Below are 439 nucleotides of genomic sequence, written 5' to 3'. Positions count from 1 at the left end.
CTCCTAGTGCCTAGGCATCCTCCGTGCGCTCTTACTAGCTTAACCTAGTTAAATTTCAAACATGTGTTTGAACTCGATTCGCTTTGGATGTTTCTTGCTTTCTTATCCAGTTTTCAAGGTACAAGTTGACATAATAAATAGATGGTTGCTGCCTACGAACAATTATACAATCATTCGTTTGGTGGAGCCAAGCGGGATCGAACCGCTGACCTCCTGCTTGCAAGGCAGGCGCTCTCCCAGCTGAGCTATGGCCCCGAGCAAATTCCATCAAAACTGAACAAATGGTTTACACGTCTGACACATTGTGTCTTTATGATCTTCGACTCGGAAGATCGTGTTCTCTTAGAAAGGAGGTGATCCAGCCGCACCTTCCGATACGGCTACCTTGTTACGACTTCACCCCAATCATCTACCCCACCTTCGACGGCTGGCTCCCTTG

The 439-nt window shown here is 47.4% G+C and carries 1 tRNA gene and 1 rRNA gene; both read right to left on the bottom strand.

The annotated features are described in order from the left end of the window. Nucleotides 1-179: 179 nt before the first annotated feature. Nucleotides 180-255 (bottom strand) — tRNA-Ala (locus KJS52_RS27010). A 91-nt stretch (nt 256-346) separates the two neighbouring features. Continuing rightward, nucleotides 347-439: ribosomal RNA gene (locus KJS52_RS27005) — 16S ribosomal RNA — on the bottom strand; the annotation flags it as partial.

The organism is Paenibacillus montaniterrae (assembly GCF_018403185.1).
Taxonomy (GTDB): Bacteria; Bacillota; Bacilli; order Paenibacillales; family Paenibacillaceae; genus Pristimantibacillus; species Pristimantibacillus montaniterrae.
Note: the sequence above shows the minus strand (reverse complement) of the source record. Positions and strands in the feature narration are given on the sequence as shown.